The 19,875-nt window shown below is 72.9% G+C and carries 18 protein-coding genes; 5 read left to right on the top strand and 13 right to left on the bottom strand.

Features of this window, described 5'->3' with window-relative positions; all coding sequences use genetic code 11:
• Nucleotides 1-17 precede the first annotated feature (17 nt).
• Nucleotides 18-881, top strand: coding sequence for a proteasome subunit beta (gene prcB / locus ACIRPU_RS34705; protein ID WP_403874518.1), 864 nt, complete (start codon nt 18-20; stop codon nt 879-881).
• Between the two features lie 60 nt (nt 882-941).
• Here prcB and ACIRPU_RS34700 read toward each other — a convergent pair whose 3' ends face one another.
• Nucleotides 942-1,823, bottom strand: coding sequence for a sigma-70 family RNA polymerase sigma factor (locus ACIRPU_RS34700; RefSeq protein ID WP_403874516.1), 882 nt, complete (start codon nt 1,821-1,823; stop codon nt 942-944).
• An 81-nt stretch (nt 1,824-1,904) separates the two neighbouring features.
• On the opposite strand from ACIRPU_RS34700, the gene ACIRPU_RS34695 reads away from it, so the two are divergent.
• On the top strand, nt 1,905-2,354 hold the full coding sequence (locus tag ACIRPU_RS34695) for a carboxymuconolactone decarboxylase family protein (protein ID WP_403874514.1): 450 nt from the start codon (nt 1,905-1,907) through the stop codon (nt 2,352-2,354).
• A 50-nt stretch (nt 2,355-2,404) separates the two neighbouring features.
• On the opposite strand, the gene ACIRPU_RS34690 is transcribed toward ACIRPU_RS34695, so the two are convergent.
• The 5 genes from ACIRPU_RS34690 to ACIRPU_RS34670 all read right to left on the bottom strand — a co-directional run bounded on the left by ACIRPU_RS34690 (nt 2,405) and on the right by ACIRPU_RS34670 (nt 7,901).
• A complete protein-coding gene (locus tag ACIRPU_RS34690) occupies nt 2,405-2,836 on the bottom strand; it encodes a hypothetical protein (protein WP_403874512.1) in 432 nt (143 codons plus the stop codon).
• 167 nt (nt 2,837-3,003) lie between these two features.
• Nucleotides 3,004-4,089: a DUF5937 family protein gene (locus ACIRPU_RS34685; RefSeq protein ID WP_403874510.1), complete on the bottom strand. Its 1,086-nt coding sequence runs from the start codon at nt 4,087-4,089 to the stop codon at nt 3,004-3,006.
• A 37-nt stretch (nt 4,090-4,126) separates the two neighbouring features.
• Complete coding sequence (locus ACIRPU_RS34680; protein WP_403874508.1) at nt 4,127-5,314, bottom strand: M20 family metallopeptidase; 1,188 nt, start codon at nt 5,312-5,314, stop codon at nt 4,127-4,129.
• A 143-nt stretch (nt 5,315-5,457) separates the two neighbouring features.
• The gene (locus ACIRPU_RS34675; RefSeq protein ID WP_403874506.1) at nt 5,458-6,417 is read right to left on the bottom strand and encodes a hypothetical protein; all 960 of its coding nucleotides are present in this window, start codon (nt 6,415-6,417) and stop codon (nt 5,458-5,460) included.
• An 11-nt stretch (nt 6,418-6,428) separates the two neighbouring features.
• Nucleotides 6,429-7,901, bottom strand: coding sequence for an APC family permease (locus ACIRPU_RS34670; RefSeq protein ID WP_403874504.1), 1,473 nt, complete (start codon nt 7,899-7,901; stop codon nt 6,429-6,431).
• A gap of 330 nt (nt 7,902-8,231) precedes the next feature.
• Here ACIRPU_RS34670 and ACIRPU_RS34665 point away from each other — a divergent pair, with 330 nt between their 5' ends.
• A complete protein-coding gene (locus ACIRPU_RS34665; protein ID WP_355702863.1) occupies nt 8,232-8,693 on the top strand; it encodes a DUF5709 domain-containing protein in 462 nt (153 codons plus the stop codon).
• Between the two features lie 37 nt (nt 8,694-8,730).
• Here the strand turns inward: ACIRPU_RS34665 and sthA are convergent, their stop codons facing one another.
• Entirely contained in the window at nt 8,731-10,134 is a 1,404-nt protein-coding gene (sthA, locus tag ACIRPU_RS34660) for a Si-specific NAD(P)(+) transhydrogenase (protein ID WP_403874502.1), read from the bottom strand.
• A gap of 62 nt (nt 10,135-10,196) precedes the next feature.
• Complete coding sequence (locus ACIRPU_RS34655) at nt 10,197-10,403, bottom strand: hypothetical protein (protein WP_355702865.1); 207 nt, start codon at nt 10,401-10,403, stop codon at nt 10,197-10,199.
• Between the two features lie 146 nt (nt 10,404-10,549).
• Here ACIRPU_RS34655 and ACIRPU_RS34650 point away from each other — a divergent pair, with 146 nt between their 5' ends.
• Nucleotides 10,550-12,793 (top strand): MMPL family transporter, encoded by a 2,244-nt coding sequence (locus ACIRPU_RS34650; protein ID WP_403874501.1) that lies wholly within the window; start codon nt 10,550-10,552, stop codon nt 12,791-12,793.
• Here the strand turns inward: ACIRPU_RS34650 and ACIRPU_RS34645 are convergent.
• Complete coding sequence (locus ACIRPU_RS34645) at nt 12,750-13,841, bottom strand: PP2C family protein-serine/threonine phosphatase (protein ID WP_403874500.1); 1,092 nt, start codon at nt 13,839-13,841, stop codon at nt 12,750-12,752. The genes ACIRPU_RS34650 and ACIRPU_RS34645 overlap by 44 nt on opposite strands.
• A gap of 230 nt (nt 13,842-14,071) precedes the next feature.
• Between ACIRPU_RS34645 and ACIRPU_RS34640 the strand changes: the two genes are divergently transcribed.
• Complete coding sequence (locus ACIRPU_RS34640; RefSeq protein WP_403874499.1) at nt 14,072-14,959, top strand: GNAT family N-acetyltransferase; 888 nt, start codon at nt 14,072-14,074, stop codon at nt 14,957-14,959.
• Between the two features lie 132 nt (nt 14,960-15,091).
• On the opposite strand, the gene ACIRPU_RS34635 is transcribed toward ACIRPU_RS34640, so the two are convergent.
• The 4 genes from ACIRPU_RS34635 to ACIRPU_RS34620 form a co-directional block, all read right to left on the bottom strand.
• Entirely contained in the window at nt 15,092-15,982 is an 891-nt protein-coding gene (locus tag ACIRPU_RS34635; RefSeq protein WP_403874497.1) for a Gfo/Idh/MocA family protein, read from the bottom strand.
• A 137-nt stretch (nt 15,983-16,119) separates the two neighbouring features.
• Complete coding sequence (locus ACIRPU_RS34630; protein ID WP_403874495.1) at nt 16,120-16,335, bottom strand: hypothetical protein; 216 nt, start codon at nt 16,333-16,335, stop codon at nt 16,120-16,122.
• A gap of 71 nt (nt 16,336-16,406) precedes the next feature.
• Nucleotides 16,407-17,771, bottom strand: a complete 1,365-nt coding sequence (locus ACIRPU_RS34625; RefSeq protein ID WP_403874551.1) for a diaminopimelate decarboxylase — start codon at nt 17,769-17,771, stop codon at nt 16,407-16,409.
• A 209-nt stretch (nt 17,772-17,980) separates the two neighbouring features.
• The gene (locus ACIRPU_RS34620; RefSeq protein ID WP_403874493.1) at nt 17,981-19,768 is read right to left on the bottom strand and encodes a PucR family transcriptional regulator; all 1,788 of its coding nucleotides are present in this window, start codon (nt 19,766-19,768) and stop codon (nt 17,981-17,983) included.
• Nucleotides 19,769-19,875 lie beyond the last annotated feature (107 nt).

The raw sequence follows: 19,875 nt of genomic DNA, 5'->3' as shown, positions 1-19,875 counted from the left end.
CGACGACGGGGAGCGGCATGGCGGAGAGTGGGCACGACGGGCGGCCGGCGGACGCGTTCTTCACGGCGGGCGGCTCGTCCTTCAGCGACTTCCTGGCGGCGCACCGCCCCGAACTGCTGCCGACCCGCTGCCCGTTCGCCGACGGCTTCCGAGCCGCCCCGGACAGCTTCCCGCACGGTACGACCGTGCTGGCCCTCCGCTACCGCGACGGTGTGCTGATCGCCGGCGACCGCCGCGCCACGATGGGCAACCTGATCGCGCAGCGCGACCTGGAGAAGGTGCACCCGGCCGACGACCACACCGCCGTCGCCTTCGCCGGCACCGTCGGACTCGCCGTGGACATGGTGAAGCTGTTCCAGGTCGAGCTCACCCACTTCGAGAAGGTCGAGGGCGTCCCCATGACCCTCGCCGCGAAGGCCCGCAGACTGGCCACGATGATCCGACAGAACCTCGACCAGGCCATGCAGGGCCTCGCCGTCGTCCCGCTCCTCGCGGGCTACGACACGGCGGCCGCCCCGGCTGCCAGGGGCCGCATCTTCAGCTACGACGTGGCGGGCGGCCTGTACGAGAAGACGCCTTTCCACGCCGAGGGATCCGGATCCCCTTACGCCCGCGGGGCGTTGAAGAAGCTGTACCGCGCCGACATGTCCCGGCGCGAGGCGGCCCTGGCCGCACTCCAGGCGCTGTACGACGCGGCCGACGACGACTCGGCGACCGGCGGCCCCGACCTCGGCCGCCGTATCTTCCCGATCGTCTCGGTCATCACCGAGGAGGGCTTCGAGCGGCTGCCCGAGTCGGAGACGGAGCGGCTCAGCCACGAGATGGTCGAGCAGCGCCGCACCAGGCCGGACGGCCCCCACGCCACCGAGCCGCGCCCGTAGGCGACGACGCCGTGAGCCGTCCTGGCCCGCGCGGGTGACGGGCCCTCGCGCGAACGGACTTCACTCGGGTTCCGGCAGACTCATCGCGGCGAGCCTGGCCGGATCGATCATGATCGCGATGCCGGTGATCCGACCGCCGGCGACGGTGAAGGCCATGACGGACAGGGGAGAGCCGTCCTCGCGCCAGGACACGAGCCCGGGAAGCCCGCCCACGAGCACCGTTCGCCCCCGCGCGGCCGCACCGGCGGACAGTTGCGCTCCGGCGGCGACCTGGGTGGCGCCGAGGGTGACGATCACGCCGTCGGGGGTGTCGACGACGAGTCTCACCTCGGGGTCGAGTACGCGCAGCAGCCCTGCGAAGTCGCCGTGGCGGGCCGCCGTCAGGAAGGCGTGGACGACCTCGCGCCGCTCCCGTCCGACGATCGTCGACGAATCGGTCCCCTGCACCTTTCTGCGGGCGCGGCTGGCGAGCATCTTGCCGGCGGCGGCGGACTTGCCGAGGATCTGGCCGATCTCGTCGAACGGCACCGCGAACAGGTCGTGCAGCACGAACGCCAGCCGTTCGCTCGGTCCGAGCGACTCGAGGACGATCAGGAGCGCGAGGCCGACCGAGTCGGCGAGCACCGCGTCGTCCTCCGGCGCCGGTCCGTCGGCGACCGTTGTCACCATGAGCTCGGGCGGCCCGTCGTCGTAGGACGCCTCAGGGTGGGCCCGGCGCGAGCGCAGGACGTCGAGGCTGATCCGTCCGACCACCGTGGTCAGCCAGCCGGCGAGGTTGTGGATGGTCGCCGGGTCCTGCCGGGAGAACCGCAGCCAGGCCTCCTGGACCACGTCGTCCGCGTCGGCGTGCGAGCCGAGCATGCGGTGGGCGACCGCGCGTAGTCGGTCGCGCTGGGCCTCGAACGCCTCGGCCGCCGGGTCCGTCGGGCTGGTGTCGGACATGTTGTTACCTTCCCTGGATCTGCTCCGTCATGAGGATGACGGGCCCGGAGGGGCACAGGTAACCGATGAAGGAGCAGGACGATGGAAGCACGCATGAAGAGCCCCGCGAACGCCGACGTGATGACCGCGATCCAGCACCTCGCCAAGGCGATTCACGCAGGGGGTGTCGACCCGCGCCTGCTCGAACTGGTCCACCTGCGGGCCAGCCAGATCAACGGATGCAGCCCGTGCGTGTTCGCCGGTGTCGAGGCTGCCAAGAAGCACGGAGAGACCGACCAGCGGCTGCACAGTGTGGTCACCTGGCGCGAGACCCCCTTCTTCACGGACGAGGAGCGGGCGGCACTCGCGCTGACCGAGGCCGCGACCCGGATCCAGGACGGAGCGGCGGGCGTGACCGACGAGATCTGGGACGCCGCCGCCGACCACTTCGGCGAGGAGCAGCTGGCCGCGATCATCCTGGAGATCGCGATGACCAACTTCTTCAACCGGATCAACCACACGACCCGGGAGCAGGCCGGCAAGACCTGGTGAGCCGGGCGCGGGGTGGCGAGCCTGTCCTGCCGGACAGGCTCGCCGACGCCTCAGGCCTTGCCGCGCTGGCCGCCCTGGGTGAAGTCGCAGTCGTGACCGGCGCTGAGCACGCCGTCGCCGGTGTTGACGTATCCCTCGCTCACGCTGCCGCAGGCCCTCACCCACACGTCCGCACCCTCGGGAATGTTCCACGGGTGCCTCGTGTCCGTGGTGTTACATCCAGAGGTGTTGTGGATCGTCCGGAAATGCCATCCCTGGCCGGACTTGTACCAGGTCAGCTGGGCCCAGACGGTGCCGCCGTCGCACTGGTTGTCGTGGATGAGGAACTTGTCGCCGTCGGCCACGAAGTAGGCGTAGCCGTCCCCGTTGCTCGCGTCCGAGACGGGCGAGTTCGTGCCCGCACTCGCGGATGTCGCGGTGGCGAGGAGCATGCATGCCGCCGCGGCGGCCACGGTCGAAAGGCGACGCGACAGTGTTTTCATCTCGGTGATCTTTCCCCCTGAAGAAACGGAGCTGAGACTGCGCGGCAACCACCGTCATCGGTGCGCTGCACGGCGCGTCAGGTGTGCGCGTACGCTCTCACACGGCTTCGTGGTGATCAAGCGATATTCCGACAACTCGCTTATGTGCAAGCTCCGTTGAGTTTCCGTCAGTACTGCAGCGCCACCGCCACGTCCCGACCGAGCCGCTCGACCGCCGCGAGATCCAGGCCGTAGTGCACATAGCGTCCGTTGCGCTCCACCCGCACCAGACCGAGATCCCGAAGCACCCGCAGATGGCGGGAGACCTGGGGGCGGGTCATCGACAACCGGGCCGCCAGGTCGGCGGTGGTCATGGCCTGACGGGCGATCAGCCGGCACAGACGGACCCGACGCGGGTCGGTGAGCGCCAGCATGCGGCTGCGGGCCAGCGTGACGCCCACGTCCGGCGTCTCCACCGGGAAGTGGACGACGGGCGGCAGCCCCGGTTCGTTCTTCACCAGCAGATGCGGGGCGCCGTACAGCGTCGGGATGAGGACGAGCGGCGTACGGGCCGGGCTGACCACCGCGTGGTGCACCTTGTCGAAGACGACCCGCTCGGGCCCGCCGGCCGCCTCGCCCGCGACCCGCGCGCCGGACGGGCTCAGCGAGACCAGTGCCGCCGCCGGCCCCTCGTCCGCCAGCCGCTGCCGTACCCGGTGGGCCGCCCGGGCGAGGGCCGGCTCGGTCTGTGCCCAGAGCGCGTCGAAGAAGACGCGCCGGCACAGCTCGACGAAGCCCGCGAGCTCCGCTCGCAGCGCCTGCGGGTCCCGCAACAGGTCCTCCGCCAGCCGCAGATGCGGCTCCGCGAGCCCCGACGCGGCCTGCCGCAGCGCGGCCGCCTGTGTCCGGTCGCGCAGGACCCGGCCGAACGCGAAGCCGTGGTAGCCGCTCGCGCACGTGTACGCGGTGAGCTCGGCGAACAGGTCCAGCGGCAGCGCGCCCGGCGGCGAGCCGTGACCCGGCGGGGCGGAGGCGTCCAGGCCCGGGTAGAAACCCCGCCAGCGCAGGGCCGTCCACAGCGGGGCGAAGCGCCGCAGCCCCGCCCGGAACTCGGGCGCCGCCGAGTCGGTCACCTGCCGTGCCCACGCCGTACGGCCGGCGTGGTGGCCGTGCTCGGTCAGGACGTGCAGACAGGCGGCCAGCTCCGCGAACGGCGACACGGTGACGGTGAGGCGGCCGCGCACGGCACCGTCCAGGACGATCACGACCGACATGGTCGGGGAGTGTACGGAGGGGACGGAAGACGCGGGGTCATCGCGGTGCCACGCTCCGGCCCGCGAACTCCGCCCGCGCCGAGGCGAGCAGTTCGGGATCGGTGAGGAGGTCGGCGGCCACCTTGGCGAGCCCGGTCGCCGCGATCCGGGTGCGGTCGTGCGCGAAGGGCGTCGCGGCGGCCTCCGCCATCGCCTCCGAGTGGGCGGGCGTACCGGGCTCGGCGATCCGCACATACGGGTGGATGACCGGCAGGAGCTGGGAGAGGTTGCCGATGTCGGAGGAACCGGCGGGCGCGTCCGGGGTGTCGGGCGCGATGTCCAGGCCCAGCGCGCGCACGGCCGCCCCGAAGTGCGCGGCGAGCACGGGGCTGTCCCGGCGCTCCGCGTACAGCGGACCCGTCTCGGACACCTCCACCCGCGTCCCCGTCGCCAGGGCCGCGCCCTCGGCCGCCCTGCGCACCCGCTCCACCAACGCCCGCGCCTCGGAGGTCGTCCGGTCACGGACGTACAGGTCGACCGCCGCGTGGGCCGGCACCACGTTGGGGGCCTGCCCGCCGTCCGAGACGATCCCGTGCAGCCGGGCCGTCGGCGGTACGAACTGCCGCAGCGCGTCCACCGCGTTGAGGAACAGCTGCACGCCGGCGAGCGCGCTGCGCCCTTCCCACGGCGACTTCGCCGCGTGCGCGCTGCGGCCCGTGAACGCCACCCGCAGATGAGCCGCGGCCAGGGCGTGCTGCGTCGTCGCCGACCGGTCCGAGGGGTGGAACATCACCGCCGCGTCGACGCCGTCGAACACCCCTGCCTCGGCGAGCCGCACCTTCCCGGCCCCGCCCATCTCCTCGCCGGGCGTGCCGATCACGGCGACCGTGCCGGGGTGCGCGGGCAGCGCCCGTACCAGGCCGATCGCGGCCGCGGCCGCACCCGCCGCGATGAGGTTGTGGCCGCAGCCGTGCCCGATGCCCGGCAGCGCGTCGTACTCCGCGAGGACGGCGACGTACGGACCGGGCGTGCTTCCCTCGTGCACGGCCGTGAACGCGGTGTCGAGCCCGCCGGCGCCCGCCGACACGGTGAACCCGGACTCGATCAGCCAGCCCGTGAGCACCTGCTGGGCGTGGTACTCGGCGAACTTCAGCTCCGGCCGCCCGTGGACGGCGAGGCTCACCTGCTCCATCCGGGGCCGCAGCGCGGTGAGTTGGTCGGACAGCGCCTGAAGCGACACGGACACGGGTCTCCCCCTTCGTCGGCGGTGACACTCCGTCACCCGTGACGAGAGTGCCGCCGACGAGGGCCGCGAACCCGCCGGTTACCGCGCGCCAGGTAATCGCGCGCCGGGTGGTCGGGGACCGTACGGCGGGGGAGTCCGCGGTCTCAGTCGCGTATGCCCCACTCCTTGCGCCGTCTGACGATCTGCTGGACCGGGTCGCCGGTGTACGACCAGGGCGTGCGGGTCACCCGGTGGCCGAGGATCCGCAGCAACGGCGTCGCCACGTCCGCGGTGCCCGCCGAACACGCCGCGTGCGCGAGGTAGTTGACGTCGCGCAGCTCGCCCGGCGCGACGGCGTCCTCCTTGCGGCCCATGACCCAGCGTTCCCAGGTGCGGCGGACGTCGCTGACGGCGCCGTCGTTGTTCCAGTGCTGGCCGAGGCCCACCGCGGTGGAGCGGTCCTCGCGCGCGTCGAGGGCGTGGCGGAACTCCTCGACGCGGGCGTACTGCACCAGCACCGGCAGCGGACAGCCCGGCGGGGCCGCGCCTGCCGCGTCACGGGCGAAGTCGTACATCAGCCCGTGCGAGCCGTGCCAGCGGGCGGAGTAGTAGTGCAGCACCTGGAGGTGCCCCTCCATGCTGTACGGGTCCCGCTGGTGCAACTCGTCCCACCAGCGGGCCAGTTCCTGTCGGCGTACCCCGGCCGGATAGAGGCGGGCGACCGAGATCAGCGAGGTCCACGGCGTCGGGTCGTCCAGGAACGCCTCGGCGGCGGACAGACAGGCCAGCACCGCGCCGTCGACCCGGGCCCGGTCGATCGGCACGCCACGGCCCGCGGTGATCGCCAGGTTGAACGCGCGGGCCGTCTCCGTGGCCGCCCGCAGCACCAGCGCGTCGGCGCTGTGCGGCTCGGCGGCCAGCCAGGTCTCCACCGTCGAACTGCCCGCGCAGGCCTGCGCCAGCTGCCGGACCCGGTGGCCGCGGGCGAGCCAGTCGGGGCCGGTCGCCCGCAGCAGGTCCCGCAGGCCCTGCCAGCGGCCGATGACGATGTCGTGCCGGGTGGAGGAGAGGGGAGCGTCCCCGCAGTCGGGGTCGAAGTCGGGAGCGAAGCGGTCGCGCGCCATCGGGTCCCCTCTCAGAAGTCGGTGGAGAGACCCTCGTGGCCGGCGGAGTGCGTCGCCGGACGCCCCTCGGGCACGTAGTCCGCCTCGACGGTGCGCGAGGCGTCCAGTCGGGCGGGCCGGTAGTAGTCGCTGCCCTGCCGCCAGTACCAGAGCATCGGCACCAGCCCCACGGCGAGTCCGCCGATGCCGATGGCGACCGCCGCGGGGTTCAGCTCACCGAGCGACTCCACGAAGATCCAGAACATGAACACGGCGCCGAACAGCGGCCACAGCCCGCCGAGGAGGAAGTCGGAGGGGGACTTCAGCAGCGTCTTGCGGTAGGCGACGACCGCCGCCAGCCCCGCCAGCCCGTAGTACACGGCGATCTGGAGGCCGATCGCCGAGATGGCGTCGGCGAGGATGTCGCCCACCGAGCCCAGCGCGTTGGAGGCGACGAACAGCACCAGTGCCACCCCGCCCACCACCGCGATCGCCACCCAGGGCGTGTTCCAGGTGCGGTGCACCCGGCCCAGCGCGGACGGCATCGTACGGTCCCGGCCCATCGCGAACAGCGAGCGCGTGACCTGGATCAGGGTCGTCTCCAGGGTGGCGACGGTGGACAGCATCACGGCCACGATCAGCACCTTGCCGCCCCAGCCCGGCCACACCTCCTCGCCCAGCGCCCCCAGCACGTTCGCGCCGTTCTCCTCGATCTGGTGCGAGCTCAGGATGACGTTCACCGCGATGGTGAAGACCTCGAAGAGGAGGAAGACGATGCCCACCCCGATCAGCCCCGCCAGGCCCGTCGTGCGGCGGCTGTCGCGGGTCTCCTCGCTGAGGTTGCTGGTCACGTCCCAGCCCCAGTAGTAGAAGGCGGCGACCAGCGCGCCCGACGCGAAGCCGGACACCCCGTCGAAGTGGCCGAATCCGAGCCAGGACCAGTCGAACGGCAGCGAGTTGTCCGTGTGGAACAGGGCGAGCACCGCGAACAGCGCCAGGATCGCCAGCTCCACACCCGACATGACCAACTGCGCGCGCACGGTGAGCCGGGCCCCGCCCAGCACCACCGCCAGCATGATCAGGAACCAGGCGGCGCCGACGACGGTCGACAGTGCGGTGTCGTCGGCGAGGCCCTCGTCGAACAGGGCCAGCGTCATCGAGCCGGCCGGCAGCGAGCCCGCCACCATGAAGATGGTCGCCGAGATCACCAGTGCCCAGCCGCTGATGAAGCCCAGGAAGGGGTGGAGCGTGCGCCCCACCCAGGAGTAACTGGCGCCCGCGTTGACGTCGATCCGGCTGAGTCGGCTGAAGGCCAGCGCGATGCCCAGCATGGGTATCGCGCAGTACAGCAGCGCCGCCGGTCCGGCCAGGCCCACGGCGCCGGCCAGGACCGCCGTGGTGGCGGCGATGGAGTAGGCCGGCGCGCTGCCGGCGACCGCCATCACCACCGTGTCGAAGGTGCCCAGGACGTTCGCCTGAAGGCCTCTTCCGGTGCTGTTGCTCATGGTTGCGCTGCTTTCCGTCGTGCACGCCGCCCGAGCGGGGACGACCCGGCGGCGTATGGGGGTGAGGGTGAAGCGCCGCCGCGCGTCGAGAGGGGATGACCTCGGGGACGTCGGCGGAGAAAGGCGCGGAGGGGACCATCCCAGCACTGTGTTCGCGGACGGTCACACCGAGTGTGCGAGTGACTATAGCCCCAACTATTGAGCTTTCAAGATTGACGGATGGGTAAGTTCCGCCCCCGCCCGTGCGGCCGGCATGTGCCGTGATTGGAGTGGGCCGCACGGGAAACGCGGACGGGGAGACGACAGCCCCCGACGGCGAAGGAGCAACCCATGGGTACGGAGTCCGAGGCGATGGGCGACGACGTCTACCAGCCCACCGGAACGAACGAGGAACAGCAGGACGCCGCCCCGCTCGACCTCCAGGACGCCGTCGGGGAACGCACCTACGACGACACCCTCGACGAGGGCTACTCCCCGCCGGAGAAGCCGCTCGGCGTGACCAAGTACGGCACCACCGCGGCCGAACAGCACGACGGCGAAAGCCTCGACCAGCGCCTCGCCCAGGAGGTCCCGGACGTCTCGGAACCGGTCGGCGACGGCGTCGGCGACCTCCCCGACGGCGAGGGCGAACCCGTCGACGGCGAGGTCGGTGACCGGCGCGCGGGTCGGCTCGTCGCCCCCGACGAGGGCGCCCACCCCGACGCCACCTCACAGGAGATCGCCCAGGACGTGGGCATCGACGGCGGGGCCGCGGGCGCCGAGGAGGCCGCCGTCCACATCGTCGAGGAGTGAGCGCCCCCGGTCCGCCCCGGGGGTCGGCCCACCGCCCTCAGTCGCCGATGCGGTCCAACTGCCGTAGCCGGTTGGTGGCGTCGAGGGCGGCCACCTTGTACGACTCCGCCAGCGTCGGGTAGTTGAACACCGCGTCGACCAGATAGTCGACGGTCCCGCCACAGCCCATCACCGACTGCCCGATATGGATCAGCTCGGTGGCTCCGGTGCCGAAGCAGTGCACCCCGAGCAGCTTCCGGTCCCCGGGCGAGACCAGCAGTTTGAGCATGCCGTGGGCGTCGCCGATGATCTGCCCGCGGGCCAGTTCGCGATAGCGGGCTATGCCCACCTCGAACGGCACGCTCTCCTCGGTGAGCTGGTCCTCCGTCCGCCCCACGAAGCTGATCTCCGGGATCGTGTAGATGCCGATCGGCTGGAGGTGGTGCATCTGCCCGACGGGCTCGCCGCACGCGTGGTACGCGGCCGCCCGGCCCTGTTCCATCGCCGTCGCCGCGAGCGCCGGGAAACCGATGACGTCGCCGACGGCGTAGATGTGCGGAACCGGCGTGCGGTAGTGCTCGTCGACCTCGATCCGGCCGCGCCGGTCGGCCGCCAACCCGGCCTTGTCCAGGTCCAGATCGTCGGTCAGGCCTTGCCGCCCCGCCGAGTACATCACCGCGTCGGCGGGGATCTTCTTGCCGCTCTCCAGCACGGTCAGCGCACCCCGCGCATGCCGTTCCACGGCGGCGACCGTCTCCCCGAAACGGAAGGTCACCGCCAGGTCCCGCAGGTGGTACTTGAGCGACTCGATGACCTCGACGTCACACATGTCGAGCATCCCGGCCCGCTTCTCCACCACCGTGACCCTGCTGCCGAGCGCGGCGAACATGGACGCGTACTCCATGCCGATCACACCGGCCCCGACGATCACCATGGACTGCGGGACCCGCTCGATCGTCAGGACGTTGTCGGAGTCCAGGATGGTCCGCCCGTCGAACTCCACACTGTCCGGCCGGGCCGGCCGCGTCCCGGTGGCGATCACGATGTGGTCCGCGCTGATCAGCCTCTCCTGTCCGGTGATCTCGCGCAGCGCGACGGTGTGGGCGTCGACGAACCGGCCGGTGCCGGCGAACAGGGCGACGTGGTTGCGGGACAGCTGACTGCGGATGACATCGATCTCCCGCCCGACCACGTGCTCGGTACGGGCGGTCAGATCGGCGACGGTGATGTTCTCCTTGAGGCGGTAACTCTGTCCGTACAGGTCCCGCTGGGTGAGGCCGGTGAGATAAAGCACCGCCTCGCGCAGGGTCTTGGAGGGAATGGTGCCGGTGTGGAGGGAGACCCCGCCGACCATGTCGGGGCGGTCGACGACGGCGACCCGGCGGCCCAGTTTGGCCGCGGCGATGGCGGCCTTCTGGCCGCCGGGACCTGATCCGAGGACGAGCATGTCGAAGTCGGGCATCCTCGGGAGTCTGGCAGCCGCGGGGCCCGCCGCGAAAGGGTGAGCCTCGATTGCCCCGATTACTAGGGCAGCAGCTTCTCGATCGCGCTGGGTCCCTCCTCGGCGAGCTTGCGCCGCGCCCACTCGAGATTGCGCGGGGTGATGTCCCGGCCGGTGGCGAGGACCATGTCCTCCGGCGACACCTCGGTGCCGGTACGGGTGTGGAGCAGCTTGTCCGGGGTGGCGCGGTCCGGGGAGGGCTGGGCGGCGCCGGGTTCTGACGTCGGCATGATGTCTGCTCCTCGCGTCCGAAGGAAGGCTTCGGCCCGGTGCGGTCATCGGGTCCACTAACACCATTCATCCTGGAGCCGCAGCCTGCAATCCGATCAGCTGCGGCTGAGATGCCGGGAAGATCGGCCCGGCGTCTAATGGCTCCATGGCACCCCCCACCGCCGGGAACCCGCACCACGGGGGACTGCGCAGGCTTGGCGCCTGGTGCGCCCGTCACTTCGTGATCGTCATCGTCGCCTGGATCGTGGCCGTCGTGGCCCTCCAGGCGGTCAACCGCTCCGTCGGCGGGACCTACGAGGACAACTTCCAGCTGCCGGGCGTGCAGTCCACCGAGGGCCTGGACCTGCTCAAGGCGCACGACCCGCAGGCCGGCGGCTACAGCAGCCAGATCGTCCTGCACGACGACCAGTCCGTGAGCACGCTGAGTTCCCAGCTGTCCACGGCCGTCGGCGACCTCCAGAAGCTCCCCCACGTGCTCACGGCCGTGGACCCGCTCTCCGTGACGTCGTCGAAGGTCGGCCCGGTGTCGAGCGACGGCAAGACCGCCTACGTCACCGTCCGCTTCGACGTACAGCCCTCCACCCTCGGCGACGACTATCTGACCGGCGTCGACAAAGCCGTCCAGCCGCTGCGGGCGGCCGGCGCCGACGTCGAGTACGGCGGTTCGCTCGGCGAACTCGCCCGGCCCGCCGCGAACGACCGGATCAGCGAGCTGATCGGCTTCGCGGTCGCCATCGTCGTCCTGCTCGTCGGCTTCGGCAGCGTCATCGCGGCCGGACTGCCCCTGGTCACCGCCCTGATCAGCGTGGTCGGCGGACTGGCCTGCCTCGGACTGCTGGCCGCCGCCTTCACCTTCGCGACCGTCTCGCCGACCCTCGCCACCATGATCGGACTCGGCGTCGGCATCGACTACGCCCTCTTCCTGACCACCCGGCACCGGCAGAACCTGATGGACGGCGCCGATCCCGTCGCGGCCGCCGGACACGCCGCCGCCACCAGCGGCCGCGCCGTGCTCGTGTCCGGCACCACCGTGATCATCGCGCTCTTCGGTCTGTACGCGTCCGGGGTGTCCTTCATCGGCAAACTCGGACTCGCCGCCGCCGTCACCGTCGTCACCGCAGTCATCGGCGCCCTCACCCTCGTGCCGGCCCTCCTCGGGCTCATCGGCAGACACGTCGACCGTTACCACGTCCGCAAGCCGGTCGCCGAGACCGACGCCGAACCGGGCGCCGTCCCGCACGGCACCTGGCACCGCTACGCCAAACGCGTCGAACGCAGGCCCTGGCAGTACCTGGGCGCCGGCGTGGCCGTCATCGCGATCCTCGCCATCCCGGTCTTCTCCATCCAGCTCGGCCACATCGGCGACGGCGCCGACCCGACCTCCTTCACCGACCGGCGGGCCTACGACCTGATGACCGACGCCTTCGGGCCCGGCTCCAACGGCCCCCTCACCGTCGTCATCGACCAGACGTCCGTCCCCTCCGACAAGCGCTCCGACCTCTCCACCCAGGCGCAGAAGACCCTGGGCGCGGTGTCCGGCGCGGCCACGGTCACCCCGCTGACGCCCACCAGCGACGGCGACGTGCTGCTCGCCACCGTCTACTCCCAGCGGGCCCCGCAGGACGCGAGCACCACCGAGCTGACCAACCGGCTCGTCGACGACACCCTCCCCGACGCGGTCTCCGGCTACGACGCCAAGGGCTACGTCACCGGCACCACGGCCGCCCAGGTCGACTTCCGCGACATCGTCGCCAGCCGGCTGCCCCTGATCATCGGCGTGGTCGTCCTGCTCGCCTTCCTGATCATCCTCGCCGTGTTCCGCGGCCTCCTCGTCGCGGTCAAGGCCGCCGTCCTCAACGTCCTGTCGATCACCGCCTCGTACGGCGTGGTCGTCGCCGTCTTCCAGTGGGGCTGGGGCGGGCCCGCGCTGGGCGTGCACGGAGACGTGCCCATCGAGAGCTATGTGCCGATGATGATGTTCGCGATCATCTTCGGCCTCAGCATGGACTACGAGATCTTCCTGCTGTCCCGGGTGCACGAGGCCTGGCTGCGCACCGGCGACGCCAAGGACTCGGTCGCCCACGCCCTGGAGATCACCGCCCGGGTCATCACCTGCGCGGCCCTGATCATGGTGAGCGTGTTCGCGGCGTTCATCATCAGCGACAACATCGTCGTCAAGATGCTGGGCCTCGGCCTCGCCGTCAGCGTGCTGATCGACGCCACCGTGGTACGGCTGCTCATGGTGCCCGCCGTCATGACCCTGCTGGGCTCGCACGCCTGGTGGACCCCGCACTGGCTGGACCGGATCCTGCCGCACATCGACACCGAGGGCGACGCGGAGACCCTCAGCGGTCCGCCCGACCCACCGGCTCGAGAACGAGCATCGTGACGTCGTCGCGGACGGCGGGGCAGTGCCGCAGGACGTCCGTCCACACCCGTTCGGCCGTCGCCGCCGGGTCGGCGTCGGCGGCGAGGGCGGGCAGCCGGTCGAGCAGGGGGTAGAAGACTCCGTCGGCGTCTCTGGCCTCCGAGACGCCGTCGGAGGCCAGGAAGAGGCGGTCGCCGGGGCGCAGCGGCAGGACGTGCGCGGTGAGCGGGGCGCCCTCCGGGAGACCGAGCCCCAGGGGCGTCCACGGGACGACGTCCAGCTCCGTGGCCGTGCCCCCGCGCAGCAGCACCGGCGGCGGATGCCCGCAGACGACCACGCTCACGGCGTCCGCGTCCGGCGTGAACTCCAGCAGGACCGCCGTCGCGAACAGCTCGGCGTGCCGGACCCGCGCCGAGTCGACCGTCAGCCGCCGGTCCAGCCGGGCCGCGACCCGCGCCAGGTCCGGCTGGTCGAGCACCGCCTCCCGGAACGCCCCCAGGAGCGAGGCCACCGTCGCCACCGCCGCCAACCCGTGCCCCTGGACGTCGCCCAGCACCGCCCGCACCCCGTGCTCGCTCGTGCGGACGTCGAAGAAGTCACCGCCGACCAGCGTCCCGCGCTGCGCCGCCCGGTACAGACCCGCGCAGCGCACCGGACCCACCCGCTCGGGGACCGGCGGCACCAGGGCGTTCTGGGCGGCCTCGGCGATCGTGCGCTCGGTGTCCAGCTGGGCGTCCCGGCGACGGCGCACGAACGCCACGAACACGCTCAGCACCGCGACGAAGGACACCGTCAGCACATCGGTCTGGCCCGGCTGGTCGAGCTGGAACGCGGGCAGGTTGAGCATCACGATCACGGCCGCGCCGAGCAGCGCGGTCGCCGCCGGACCGTACGACAGCACCGCCAGCGGCGGGATCGCGCCCAGCATGAACCCGATGTCCAGCGGCTCGGGACTGACCAGGGTGGCGACGCAGACGCCCGCGGCCAGCACGAGCGGCAGCGCCCGCACCCAGCGCGGCGGCGGCGCGCCCCGCAGCCAGCCCCGCCGCTCCCCGTCCAGTCGTCCCACATCCCCACGCTCCACCGTGGCCGCGGCGGGCGCACGCCGAAAAACCCGTGGACGTGATCGAGGAGGGTCCTCTACCGTGTGAGCGCACGCCCGGACACCCACGGAAGGAGGCGAGCGCCATGCGAACCGCATTCATCCCGCGCTCCCACCCCGTGACCCCGGCGTGCCGCGTCTGACCCTCGTCCGACGCCCCGGGAGCGCACCACGCCGTACGCGACCCGGAGGAATCCGTGACCGATCTGGTCATCCGCGCTCTCGACGAGAGCGACGCCCATCTCTTCGACACCCTGCCCGACCCGCTGCGCGCCGCCGACGCCTTCGGCAGGATCGCCTACCGGCCCGACTGGAAGCGCGTCGCCCTGCGGGACGGCCGGGTCGTCGCCCGCGCCGTCTGGTGGGGCGGGCCCGAGGACACCGAACCGCTCGTGGTGCATTGGTTCGACTTCGCCGACGGCGAGGAGGAGGCCGCGGCCGAACTCCTGCGCACCGCCCCCTGGCAGGTCGGCCTGGAACTGGTCATGCCCGGCGGCTGGCGCGACGACCCCGCCATGCGGGCCGCCGCCGAGGTCCGCCACGCCGCCGCCCGCGCGGCCGGCCACACCCCGCTGGTGGAACGCTTCGTGTACCGCTGGACCCCCGAGTGCGGACTGCCGGACCGCCCCGGCCGCCTGCGCTTCGCCCCCGAACCGGACGACGCGGTGTTCTTCGACGCCCTGCGCCGCATCCACTCCGACACCCTCGACGTCCACGCCCGCAAGGCCATCGGGGAGGGCGGCCTCGACCGGGCCGCCCAGGAGGAGATCGACTTCTTCCGCTGGTGCCCGTCGCCGCGCGAGTGGTGGCAGGTCGCCCGGACCCCTGAGGGAGAACTGGCCGGCATCCACATCCCGGCCCACAACCCCTCAGGGCCCTGCGTCGGCTTCATCGGCGTGCTGCCGGACCACCGGGGTCACGGCTACGCCTACGACCTGCTCGCCGAGTGCACCCACTATCTCGTCGAGCGGGGTGCCGAGTTCGTCGCAGCCGCCACCGACCAGGGGAACTTCCCGATGGCGGCGCACTTCGCGAAGGCCGGCTATCCGATCGTGCGGGAGCGGGTGAACTTCGAGCTCGGCTGACAGCCGACCGAGCCCCGGGCCAGGTCCCGCCGTGTCCCGCCGTGTCCCGCCGTGTCCTGGCGTGTCCTGGCGGGTCCTGGCCGGGTTCAGGCCGGGTTCAGGCCGGATTCAGGGGCTGCGAGGGCCGGTGCGTCAGCGCGCTTCGTCCGTCAGCAGGGCCTCGGCGTCGGCCAGGATCTCCGTGACGCGCAGCCCGAACGCGGCGTCGCAGGCGTGGGGGCGGCCGGCACGGGCCGACGCGAGCAGTTCGTCCGCGGCCCGGGTGAGGGCGTCGGCGGCGTCGCCGCCACCCTGGGGGAGCCGCGTCACCCCGGCCGTGCCGCGCAGTTCCAAGCCCACGCCCGTGGCCGCGGGCGGGGCCGTCAGACTGAGCGTCACCGTGCTGGAGGCGCCGTCCACATGGTCCAGGACCACGTGGACGGTGTCCCGGGGACCATGGGCCGCGGCCGCCACCCGGCGGACGTCGCCGAGGACCGGCAGCAGCACGGACAGCGCGTGCGGACCCACGTCCCACAGCGCCCCCTTCTCGCCGCGCCAGGGTGTGGCGAAGGGGTGGTCCCCCGCGCCGTGGAACACGTCGCCCAGCCACTGGGCGTGCCCCGTGAACCATCCTCCGGCCCGGGCCTGTTCGGCGATCCAGGCGCCGGCCTCGGGCCCGAACCGGGTGGTGAAGAAGACGACCGAGGCGACCCCGGCCTCCCGCACGGCCCGGACCACGCCCCGCGCTCCCGCCACCGTCGCGGCGACGGGCTTGTCGAGCAGGAGATGACAGGCGGCCCCGGCGGCCCGCACCGCGAGCTGCGCCTGGACGTCCGGCGGCAGTGCGACGGCCACCGCGTCCACGTCCGTGAGCAGGGCGTCCACGTCGTCGTAGGCCCGTGTCCCGTGCCGGTCGGCGAGTTCCTTCGCCGCCTCCGGGCGGCGGCCCCAGACGCCGACGAAGTCGAGCGCGTCGTGCGCTTCCAGAACGGGGGCGTGCACCATCTGTGCCCAGGGGCCGGTGCCGAGCAGACCGATGCGCATACCGCTGACTCTCCCTGATGCCGACCGACGTGACGGGTGACGTCCTCGCCGGGACTCCGACTCCGACTCCGACCGCGAGCCTCGCACACCGCCGTCGTCCGGGACAGCCCGGGACACCCCGGCGGTACCCCGGGCCGTCAGGCCGCCCGGGCCTCCGCCGAGCGTGAGTCCGAGCGGGAACCGTCCGCCACCGCGTGGGCGGCCGTGGTGCCCCGGATCAGGCGGAGATGCCGTCGGTGCCCGGCATGGCGCCGCTTGGCCCGGACCGGCGCGAGCAGGCGTTCCTCGACCCGGTCCATGACCGTCAGCAGCACGGACAGCAGCGGCAGCAGCAGTACGGCGACCCAGAGCACGGTTCTCTCCTCGGCAGGCGACGGGATGCCGAGTGCTCAGAATCGGGCCGCTGATGCCTGCCGGGCGCGGGTCAGGGCCGGGGCGGCGCGGCGAAACCCGTCAGCAGGGCGTCCGCCTGGGCCAGACCGCTCTCCGCGGAGATCTCCCGCACGGTCTGCGCGGACCGGATCGTGGCGAACGCGACCCGACCGCCCTCGAACCGGTAGCCGTACACGGCGGGCCTCGGCAGGCTGTTGTACGACCAGTGCGCCGAGAAGTAGTACCCGCCCGTGTCGTGCAGCACCACCAGGTCCCCCTCGGAGAGGGCGGGCAGCGGCCGGTCGTGCGCCACGACGTCCCCGGCGAAGCAGAGCGGCCCGGCGACGTCCTGCCGGACGAGGGGCGTCCGCTTGGGCGTGCCGTCCGGGCCGTACGCGGACACCCGCAGCGGCCAGGCCTCCGGCATGAAGACGGTGCGGGTGGCGATCTGCCCGCCGGCGTGGGTGAGCGCGACCCGGCGTCCACCGGCGTCCTTGACGTACTCGACGACGGCGGCCGTGAAGCCGTTCTTCGCGATCAGGGAGCGGCCGAACTCGGTGACCACCTGGTAGCGGCCGTCGAGCAGCGCCGGTTCGGCGGCGGTCAGCGCGGCCACGTATTCCGCGTAGGTGGGCGTGACCGTGTCGTCGGCGAAGTTCACCGGCAGCCCGCCGCCCAGGTCGAGGCTGGTCACCTGGCGGCGGCCGACGTACGCGTTGATCTCCTCGGCGAGCAGGTGCGTCTGCGCCAGGCCCTCCGCGATCAGCGGCAGGGGGCAGCCCTGCGAGCCCACGTGCGCGTGCAGCCGGGTCAGCCAGGGCCGCCGCGCGAAGGCCTCGACGACGCGGGTGCGGGCCCCCGGGTCACGCAGGGCCACCCCGAACTTGGAGTGCGCGGTCGCCGTGCTCATCGCGCCGATCGACCCGCCGCCGACCTGCGGGTTGACTCGCACACCGAGCACCGAGGCACAGTCCTCGGGGCGCAGGGCGTCGATCCGGTCCAGCTCGTCGAGGTTGTCCGCGTTGAGCGCGACGCCCAGCGCGAGGGCCTCCCGGATCTCCCGGCGGGTCTTCGCCGGCGAGTCCAGCACGATGCGCGCCGGGGCGAACCCCGCGTCCAGCGCCAGACGCAGCTCGCCGGGGCTCGCCACCTCGCAGCCCATGCCGGCGTCGGCGAGCAGCCGCAGCACGGGCACCAGGGAACAGGCCTTGGCGGCGAAGGTGTGCAGGACGTCCGGTACCTGAGCGAACGCCTCGTGCAGGCCGGCGACGCTGTCGCGCACGCCCCGCACGTCGACGAAGCCGGCCAGCGGCCGGTCCTCGCCGAGCAGCCCGTCGGCGACGGCCTGCCGGACGGCGAGGGCGAGGGGAGAGTCGTCGGTCGGCTGGTCGGTCCGCTGGTTCTCGGTGGGGAGCAGCACGTGCTCGTCTCCTTCGGGCGAGGAAGGGTGTCACGCGGTCGGGTGACACCTCCAGACTCCTCCCGCGCAGGACGCACGTCTTTGGAGACCGGGCCAAAGACAAGCGGAACCTTTGTGTCCTCGGACAGCCGGACAGCCGGACAGCCGGACAGCGGGACAGCCGGAACCGGGCCCTCGAGCCCTCGGGCCCTCGAGCACCCGAGCGCTCAGGTCCCCTCGGGCGGGACCAGCCGGGCCGCGAGGGTCAGCAGCAGCCGGGTGTCGGGATCGTCGAGGTCCACGCCGTACCGCTCCCGGACCCGGCCCAGGCGATAACGGAGCGTGTTGGCGTGCACGACCAGGCGACGGGCCGCCTCGGATACGTCGCCCCCCGCGTCGAAGTACGCCGCCAGGGTCCGTACCAATTCACCGCCCGCGGCGAGGTCCATGCGGACCAGGTCGTGGACCGGACCGCCCCCGGACTCCCACACCGGACGCGCCGCGTCCAGGATCCGCAGCACCTCCAGCGCCGCGCCCGCCCCGGCCGCGTCGGCGTGCCGTGGTGGCCGGGGCCGTCCGGCGGCCGACGCCCGCGCCTCCCGCTCCCGCAGGGCCCGGACGACGAGCCCGGCCCGCCCGTACGACAGGTCGGCCCGCTCCGGAGTGACGACGGGGCCGACCCCCAGCCACACCGCAGGAGAACCCGGCAACGACGTCACGACCGCGTCCAGTTCGCGCACGACGCCGAGCACGGCCGCCGCATGGTCCGCCGCCGGGGCGTCCCCGGTGAGGAACAGCGCGAGCCGGTCGCCGTCCCGCAGGATCCCGGTGCCGGGACGGTGCGCGGAGATCTCCAGGGCGAGGACGTCCAGGGCCCGGTCGTCCGACCGTGTGCCGGACCGCCGCTCGGCCACCACCACCGCGCACGGCGCGTCCGGGGACAGCCCCAGCGACCAGGCGTGCGTACGCCGGTCCCCGAGACCGTGCAGCAGACCGCGCAGCGCGGCCTCCCGGCGGTGCGCCGTACCGCTCTCGCTCAGCCGCTCGCGCACCAGCAGCGGAGCGGCGAGCCCGGCGGCCGTCCGCAGATGACGGGCGGCGTCCGGGGCCAGGGCGGCGCCGTCCGAGGCGGCCCAGATCGAGCCGAGAACCTCCCGCCCGCTGCGCACGGCGACGACCAGCCGCTCCGGGCTGTCGCCGTCGGCGGGCCGGTGGATGACGTCCTCGGAGGTCCACAGGGCGCGCAACAGGCCGCTGCGTCGCAGCTCGGCTACCCGCCAGTCGGGCACCCGGCCGCCGAGGATGACGGTCCGGCGCAGCGGGTCGGCGCCGGGACCGGTGGCGGAGTGGGCCAGAACCCGCAACCGCGTGTCCTCGATGGTGATCGACCCCTTCACGTACGCCGCGACCCGCGCCGCCAGGACCGCGAGGGACGGCGCCGTCTCCGGGCCCCGGAGCGCCTCGGCGTCTTCGGCCCGACCGGCCTGGACGTAGGAGAGCGCCGACCGCAGCAGCGCGGCGGCCTCGGCCCAGCCGGTGCCCTCGGCGCGGGTGAGCAGGGCGACGCCGGTCTCCCGGGCCGCCTCCACCGGACCGGTGACCTGTGAACCGGAGTCCTGTGAACCGGTGACCTGCTGATCGATGGCTTTCGCGCCCGGGGCGCCCAGCACTACGGCACAGGCGCCCCGCCGGGCGGCCTCCCGCACGGTACCGGCGTCCGAGGCGGCGCCCACGGCCAGCAGCAGGACGCCCGCGCCCGCCGGACGGCCCGGACCCGGGCTCGGACCAGGCTCCCGTCCGTCCGGACCGTCGGGACCGTCCGGGATGTCGAGGTCTTCGGGGTCGTAGGGGTCGTCGAAGTCGTCGAGCTCGTCCAGGCCGACCGCGATCCGCCGGACGACGGTGTCGGGTGCGGCGGGCGCGCACAGCAGCCGCACGGCGTTGCCGTCCTCGAAGGCCAGCAGGGACCGCAGGGTCGCGGCGGCCTCCCGCGGGGCCGGATCCTCCTCGTTCATCGTCCGACGCTCCCGCCCTCGTCCCCACGACGCACCCCGTGTGCTCCCCGCCGACGATAGGCGTCACGGGCCGCGGTACGGGCCGCACCGGGCCCGTCCCCCAGGTT

It is taken from the genome of Streptomyces sp. NPDC102259, from assembly GCF_044766465.1.
GTDB lineage: Bacteria > Actinomycetota > Actinomycetes > Streptomycetales > Streptomycetaceae > Streptomyces.
The sequence above is the reverse complement of the archived record's forward strand: the minus strand, read 5'-3'. Positions and strand labels throughout refer to the sequence as shown.